A 7,485-nucleotide genomic window follows, 5' to 3' on the forward strand; every position below is an offset into this window, starting at 1 on the left:
CAGGGCCCGAAAAGCCTGAAGGGCGACCGCTCCAACGGTCGCCCTTCGATGAAGCAGAGACCCAACTCAACTCTTTGCCGGAGATGACGAGATGGGTGCCAAGACCTCGACAGGAGGGTGCTTCGTGCTCCCCACAGTAACAGCGCGCGCCGACATTCAGTCGGATCTTGCGTGTGTGAAGGCTGCTCCGCGATGTGGTCGCGAGCGCAGCCCGCGTGCCGCTGCGACTACCTGTCCTCGGCTGCACGCGCTTTCCCATCTCGCTCCACCCCGAGCCGCTGCAACGCGGCTGCGCTCGTCGATGACGAGCCTCGCTCGTCGCGCCCGGAGGGAGGTGGATGCCGCCGGCTCTGGCCAGGGCGGGCGTGACTCGCCCTAGAAATGACGAAAGGTCCTGCGCCAACAGGACCTGATCGTCTTGGTGAAGACCGGGACCAGCGCCAACTGGGAACCCCGGGTGATGCCTCTGAGAGGAGGTATGAAGATTTGCTGCCGGTAACTGTACTGGCGTCGCTTGGCGATGCCGCACACCCTTCTGCAGGTCGGCGTGTCGACACCGCCCTTCTGGCGCTCGACGAACATCTGTTCAACCCTGCTGCAGCCGCGTGGCTGGTGATTGATACCGGCAACACCGCGGTGCCGCGCGTCGACGTCCCCTCGCTCGAGGCTGGACTCGAGCTAATCGGCAAGGGACGTGTCGCCGCCCTGGTGGGTCATCTCCGCGACGGTGTCGGCGTCGTCGACGTCGACGTGCCCAGTGAGTTCGGAAACTTCCTCGCCGCCGAGATCGCCGAGTGGCTGCGCCGCCGCGGCGCCTGGGTCCTTGAGCGCCCCTCCGGTGGGGCGAGGGGCCGCTGGCACATCTTCTTCGCCCACACCGACTACCGGTACTCCCCGGCAGCGCAGCGCACCGGTCTGGCCGCCGAAGTCAGCGACTTCCTGGTAGGCCTCGCGGCCGATGTGAGGGTGCCGGCACACGAGCTCGACCTCCGCGAAGCCGTACGCCCTCTCACGTCTCCCCACCGCCACGGAGCGGTTACCCGACCCAAGGGCAACCTGCGCCACGCGCTGCGCGATCTGCAGCGGGTCCTGCCCGACCGCCCCGAGCCCGCGCCGCTGCGCCGCCGGCCCACGGTTAAGACCGACGTCGGCGCCAGCTCGTCGACCAGCACCAGCGACAACACCGCGGTCGTCGTGCCGCTGCTGTTCCACCGATGGAGGCGCGAGCTGCGGCCCGATTGGCGCCGATACCTCCTCCATGGCCACATCCCAGCCGGCACCTGGACCACCGGCGCGACCAGGTCCCGCAAGGCCGACCAGGTCGACCGGTCGCTCCTGGAGATCTCGTGCACCCGTGAACTTGTGTGGGCAGTCGGCGACCCGCAGATCGCGTGGCGGATCATTCGGGAGTCTCATCCGACCGCCATGACGAAGGCCAAGCATCAGGGCGAGGCCTGGTGGCTGAACAACTGGTGGAACAAGACCGTCGTGGCCGCCGATGCGTTCCGCCACGCCACCGACACAGGCTCACGCGGACTCACGATCGAGGGACCGCCGGTCGAGGTCGCCGCGGCTGTAGCAGCCGGCCGCACCCAGCTGGCGGCGCTGATGTGGACCGTATCGGCCCGCCAACGACCTGCCCTCCTCCTGGTCGGGCATCACCTGCTCGACCGCGTCCTGCGCACCGGCAAGCTCCGCGTGCCCTGCCCAGAACGCGATCTCGTCCTCGACACCGGGCTCAGCGACCGCAAGACCATCCGCGCTGCCCTGCGCCTGCTCAACGGGCGACTCGGCACCCTCCACACCGACTGCCTCTCCCCCTTCGAGAGGGACTCGACCAGCTACGAGTTCGAAATCAACGCCTCCGACCAGGCGGGGGGACGGGAAATCCCCCCACCTGCTTTTCACACACCCCCACAGGCCCGGGGTCTCTGGGCATCTCTCCCCCGGACCAGCCACAGCCTCTGGCGCACGCTGCAAGCTTCCCCAGGACCGCTGGACCTCACTGAACTGGTGGTGAACTCAGGCCTGGTGGAGAAGCCGGAAGACGTCCCCTCCAAGAGCCAACGAGTCACAGCGAAGACAGCGCTGGCAGCGCTGAGCCGCGCGGGCATGATCAGCCTGGACGAAGACGGACGCTGGCGTGTAGCCACCCGCCCTCGGTCGATGAACGTCGACCGGCGGGCCGCTGCGGCGTACGCACGCCAGGTAGCGATCGTGGAAGCGGAGCGTGTCGCGTACCGTGCCGGTGCGACCCCGAGCTGGACGGCCGGGAGAGCGAGGGCCATCAAGTCAGAGATGGCCAAGCAGAAGGCGTGGTGGGACAGCCTCTCCCCCGCAGCCCGAGCCGAGCGAAGTTCCAGCAAGCGACTTGAGTTCGAGCAGATGTCGCTCACCCAGCAGTCAGCCCTGAAGGCCAGGCTCGCCGAGCGTCGTGCCCGGGCCGGCCTCGACGAGTTCGATCAGTACTGCGCGTGGCTTCGCCGCATCCCGGCCGACGAGTACGTCGCTCGAAGCCTCGCGCGGAAGGCGCTCTTCAAGAGCCTCTCCCCCGCCGAACGCGGAGCATCGATCGCCGCATGGAGCAACCATCGGCGACGCTACGGCCTCGAGAGCCAACGACTTGCCACGCCATTAGAGCTGGCGAGATCGGCGTTCGAGGAACGACAGGCCCTGCTCCCCAACGGTGAGACCGTCCGCGACGCGGCCTTCCTCGAACGTCAAGGTGCTCTGTTCCAGGGCACAGACCATCTAGCAGTTGGGTGAAGTTGACGGGTCGAAGATGCCGCAATCGAGAAGCCTCACCTGCCCGGACGGCCTTGCAGTGTTCGCCGGTCTGAGGGCCCCGATTGTGATCGGATGCCCTTGGGGCTCGGGCGGAGCCGTACTACGCGCTCAGAACAGCGTCCAGGGTCGCTCTGAGTGGTTCTCTGATGTTGTCAGGGCTGTATTCAGCGGTGGTTGGGTGAGCCGGTCCTTCTGGAGGGTGTTCCGCTATGGCGTTCCTTCTGGAGGGTGTTCCGCTATGGCGTTACATAGCCTGCGCGCTAGATGCTGCATACGCGGGCGCTAATGGAAGGCATACCGGAACACATAGCGGGCGGCATACGCGGAGCCTTAGCGGGGCCGCTAAAGAGGTCACTAATGAGCGAGATAGCGGCGAAATGTAGCGGCAGACGTACCGGCGGCACTAGCGGATCCCGTAGCGGGGGGACGTAACGGATGAGGTAACGCGTCTGATAAGTCGTCCCATACGGCGTGTCGTAGCGCAGGCGCTAACGCGACGCATAGGAGAATCTGGCCCATGACCAATCTGTCGCGCGTGATCACCTTCGCCACCGGCAAGGGCGGAACCGGAAAGACGAGCTGTGCGGCCAACGTTGCCGGCCTCGCCGCACAAGCCGGCTGGCGGACCCTCCTGATCGACCTCGACTCGCAGGCGAACCTGGGCCATGACCTCGGTTTCTCCGAAAGCGAGGGAGCTGACAACGGCGCACACCTGGTCAACACGCTCGTCACCGGCGGAACCCTTACGCCGGTCCTGGTGGGGGTCAGGCCCAACCTGGACGTGATCCCCGGTGGTAGCAAGCTCGACGACCTTGAGGACCTTGTCCTCGGCCGCCAGCGCCGGGGCGAGGACGGCCGCATCCTGCTGCGCGAGGCCCTGGCCAGCATTGCGGAGGAGTACGACCTCATCATCATCGATACCCCGCCCTCGCGACGCTCGGCGCTGGTCCAGCTCGCGCTCGCCGCAGCGCGCTGGATCGTGATCCCGACCAAGTCGGATCGCTCCAGCATCGAGGGCCTCCGTGTCCTGGCCGAGCAAGTTGTCAAGATCCGCGAGATCAATCCCGAGATCGACGTGCTGGGCGCTGTCCTGTTCGGCATGGGCGCGACGGCGACGGCGCGCCGACGATTCGCGAAGGAGGACGTCCGCAACGTGCTTGGTAACGCCGACTTGCTCTGCGATTCGGTAATCCGGCACGCCGAGGCGGCTGCGGACGACGCGCGCGAGAAGGGCCGCCTGATCCACGAGCTCGCCGAGGTGGTCCACAACGCCGAGCCCTACTGGAAGGCACTGAAGGAGGGTCGACGTCCCGAGCGAATCGCTGGCTCGGCCCCCGCCCTGGCCGAGGACTACGTGCTACTCGCCGACGAGCTCATTCGACGCATCGGCGCAGCCGAGGAAGCCGAGGCGGCGGCGCCGGCGATACAGGAGGCGGCGACAGCATGAGCGAGCGTCCCCAGTTGTCCCCGGCCCTTGGCCTGGTTCGCGATCGGATCTCTGGTCCGCCACCCCGCCCCAAGACGACTGCGCCCGCACACGTCACGACGGCAGCGGCGGACGATGACGAGCCCGAGAAGCCCAGCGAAGAGCGGGGGGCAGCCGAGGTCAAGCCCAAGAAGGCAGCGCGACCAAAGGCAAGTTCGGCAAGCACCGGCGGGATGAAGCGGACCACGATCAGCATCCCGCAGCGTCTGGCCGCAAGCATGCGCGAGCGCCTCCAAGGCGACCGCAGGGTAAGCCAGATCCAGTTCATCCTGAACGCGATCGAATCGAATGCACACCAACTCGGAGAACTGGTCGCAAAGGAACGTCCGCTCGCGCCGACGACTGGAGGACTCTTTCCCGACCCGAGCACTGGCCGGAAGGCGATCGAGGAACGCACGACGATCAACTTCGACACCACCGAGGCGAATCTCAAGGTCATCGACTCACTCGTCGAGAAGCACGGCGCAGAGAGCCGCAGCCAACTGATTCGCGCCGCCCTCCGCGCTGTTCTAGCCGACTGAACCAACCAGCTCGCCGATGCCGATAGTGTTCGTGGCCGATGGCCTCCGGAATCGACCTCAGCGCGCTGCGGACAGCCCGGGAGCGGCTGGGACTGACCCAGCACCAACTCGCGCGCCTGGTCGGCGTCGCCGGCGGCGAACGCATCTCGCGCTGGGAGCTCGGCCTCGACGAACCCCGACCCGACTCCTTGGCACGCCTGGCACGCGCCCTCAACACCCATGTCGTCGAGCTGCTCGACGTCGACGCGGAGCGCCGCGACCTACGAGCATTGCGCTACTGCGCCGGCCTCTCAGCAGGCGAGGTCGCGGCCGCAGTCCACATCTCGGCCCGCAGCTACGCCCGGTGGGAGTCAGGCTCCTGGGTGCGACCACCGAGCGCGGAGAACCTGCGCGCGATCGCTCGAAAGCTCGACGTCCCAGTGGGCACCGTCCGCGACGCGCTGGAGCTCGCCCGGGCGGCCGAGCAGCACCGTCATTCCCGTCCCGAGGCGTAGCGCGCCCACACCTCGGCCCACTCGGCGACCTTCGCGGTATCGGTGCACCACAACACGGTCTGGCCCCGGCGCTTGCCCGGGGCGACATCGGTCGTCACCAACTCGTGCTGCTCCAGCACGACCAGATGCCGGTGAACGCTGCCATGATGCACGCCGATCTGCTCGGCCAGGTCTCCCGCCGTCGCCGGCCTCTGCGCCAGGCGACGCAAGATCTCGGTGCGCACGTTGTTGCCGATGACGTCAATAGTGGCGAGCACCTCCTCGGGCATATCCCCGGGCATCGACAGTCGTGGCACGCCCGCATTCTGCCCGACGCCGGCGCGACGACCGCTACTACCGCTATCACAGTTAGCGCGATAGAGTGCAGCGAGAGTACGCCACGCCTCCTGTCGGGGCATCAACTCCGATTCGGGGGGACAGTGGCGAAGCGGCAATCGACATGCTTTGCGGCCGAACGGACGGGGAATGAACGATGACTACTCGGGAAGTCGACGGCGTTCGGCGACGTCCGCCACTAGTGGCAACCAGCCAAGTTTCGGCCACGGTGATCGCGCCGGCCCCTCCAAGCGTCCTAGGAGACCAGGACGGCGACCTGTCGTCCGAACCGACACGCATGCAGCGGAAGCGGGGGAGCGAACCCATGACGGCCTCAACAAGCACCTCCAGCCGGCGTGTGGCCCACCCAGCCAGCGGAACCGGGCCGTCGCGAAAGCGTTCTACTCTTCGAAGCCACAGAAACACTCACTCGGGAGGTCGCTTCTGATGCTGTCCCCACGACGAATCGCAGTCGCGGCCGTCTCGATCGCTCTGCTCGCCACTACGGCTGCCTGCGGGGGAGGAGACGACGAGCCCGAGGCCACACCCTCCTCGAGCACCCCCACTCCGACGACGCAAAGCCAGTCACCCACGGAGCCCAGCCCCACGGAGACCGCCTGGCAGGACAAGTACACCGACGCCCAGCTCGACGCCTACGAGGAGGCGCTTGGCCGGTACGAGGAGTACGAGACCCGCAGCGAGCCCATCTTTGCCGAGGGCAAGGTGACCGACCGGGCCGAGGCGCTCTTCAAGCAGTACTTTCCATCACCGCTGTGGCAGGGGCAGCTGCGGCGCCTCACGACGTACGAGCAGGTCGACGTTCAGATCGAGGGCACGCCCGGAATCTACTGGTCGAAAGCCAAGTCGGTGAGCGACAGTGGCAAGTCAGTCGTGATCAACCAGTGTGTGGACTACACGCAGGTTTCCATCACCCAGCGAGGCGAACCTGCGCCGCCGGTCAAGGGGCAGCAGAAGCCCAACTTGCGAACAGTCACGTTGGAAAAGCCGGAGGGCTATGACTGGCTGATCTACGGGGTTGTCGACGCCTCGACCGGGAAGGCGCGGCCATGCGTGCCTTGAGAGCAGTCGTCGCGGCAATCCTGCTGACGGGCGTCCTAACGGCCGTCGTGGCAATCGGTGGCGCGCCGACCGCAACTGCGGACCCGCCCGCATGCCCGCCCGGTGAATCACCCTCAGAGATTCCCGGCGGCTGGATCTGCATCCCCGTCTCCGACCCAGGCGACCCCGGTGGGGAAGACCCGGGCGATGACGGCGGTGACGGCGGCACCCAGCCGGCGGGCTGCTTCGACGGCGACAAGGAGGTGCCCTGCAACGACGGTTACGGCGGCACGTGGGACGCCGGCCACGGCTGCTACGCCTTCCAAGTCACTCCGCCTCCGCCGGCCGGGTCGCCGCTATGGGAGGGCCACGATCCGTCCGAGGGGAGCGTGTACAGCTGCGACTACACCGTGACCATCCCGGAGAACTCGTGGTTCGTTCCGAACGGTGAGGACCCGTTGGTCGATCCAGCGGTGCTCGCCCAGGAGGCGCTCGGGCGGATAAAGCTCGAGAACGCGAACGCGCAGATCGCTCCCGGCCCCGGTTTCCACACCTACGTGCACATCGACAACTGGCTGTGGTTGCCCGAGGCGCAGTGGCACAGCCTGACCGAGACCGTCACTGCCGGGCCGACGTCGGTCACGGTCACCGCCGAACCCATCCGCGTGGACTGGGACATGGGCACCGAGGTGACCAGCTGCTACGACGCCGGCCGGGTCTGGACCAAGGGCATGACCGACGCGGCCAAGACGAGTTGCTCCTTCGCCTACGAGTCCATCGAGAACCCGACCGGCGACACCCACAGCGTCTCCGCGCAGCTGGT

7 protein-coding genes are annotated in these 7,485 nt (G+C 67.1%); 6 read left to right on the forward strand and 1 reads right to left on the reverse strand.

The annotated features are described in order from the left end of the window. Positions 1 to 612: 612 nt before the first annotated feature. The 4 genes from AB7I40_RS22645 (at position 613) to AB7I40_RS22660 (ending at position 5,288) form a co-directional block, all read left to right on the forward strand. Positions 613 to 2,766: a hypothetical protein gene (locus AB7I40_RS22645; protein WP_428347501.1), complete on the forward strand. Its 2,154-nt coding sequence runs from the start codon at positions 613 to 615 to the stop codon at positions 2,764 to 2,766. 538 nt (positions 2,767 to 3,304) lie between these two features. Next, a complete protein-coding gene (locus AB7I40_RS22650) occupies positions 3,305 to 4,234 on the forward strand; it encodes a ParA family protein (RefSeq protein WP_428347500.1) in 930 nt (309 codons plus the stop codon). Next, complete coding sequence (locus AB7I40_RS22655) at positions 4,231 to 4,794, forward strand: hypothetical protein (protein WP_428347499.1); 564 nt, start codon at positions 4,231 to 4,233, stop codon at positions 4,792 to 4,794. Before AB7I40_RS22650 ends, AB7I40_RS22655 begins: the two co-directional genes overlap by 4 nt. A gap of 38 nt (positions 4,795 to 4,832) precedes the next feature. Then, positions 4,833 to 5,288, forward strand: a complete 456-nt coding sequence (locus AB7I40_RS22660; protein WP_428347498.1) for a helix-turn-helix domain-containing protein — start codon at positions 4,833 to 4,835, stop codon at positions 5,286 to 5,288. On the opposite strand, the gene AB7I40_RS22665 is transcribed toward AB7I40_RS22660, so the two are convergent. Beyond that, complete coding sequence (locus tag AB7I40_RS22665) at positions 5,267 to 5,584, reverse strand: ArsR/SmtB family transcription factor (RefSeq protein WP_428347497.1); 318 nt, start codon at positions 5,582 to 5,584, stop codon at positions 5,267 to 5,269. The genes AB7I40_RS22660 and AB7I40_RS22665 overlap by 22 nt on opposite strands. A gap of 466 nt (positions 5,585 to 6,050) precedes the next feature. Here AB7I40_RS22665 and AB7I40_RS22670 point away from each other — a divergent pair, with 466 nt between their 5' ends. Both AB7I40_RS22670 and AB7I40_RS22675 read left to right on the forward strand, forming a co-directional pair. Next, positions 6,051 to 6,683, forward strand: coding sequence for a hypothetical protein (locus AB7I40_RS22670; RefSeq protein ID WP_428347496.1), 633 nt, complete (start codon positions 6,051 to 6,053; stop codon positions 6,681 to 6,683). After that, positions 6,671 to 7,485 (forward strand): hypothetical protein (locus AB7I40_RS22675; protein ID WP_428347495.1); only part of this gene is annotated, 815 nt, incomplete at its 3' end. The genes AB7I40_RS22670 and AB7I40_RS22675, both read left to right, overlap by 13 nt.

It is taken from the genome of Nocardioides sp., assembly GCF_050246775.1.
Classification (GTDB): domain Bacteria; phylum Actinomycetota; class Actinomycetes; order Propionibacteriales; family Nocardioidaceae; genus Nocardioides.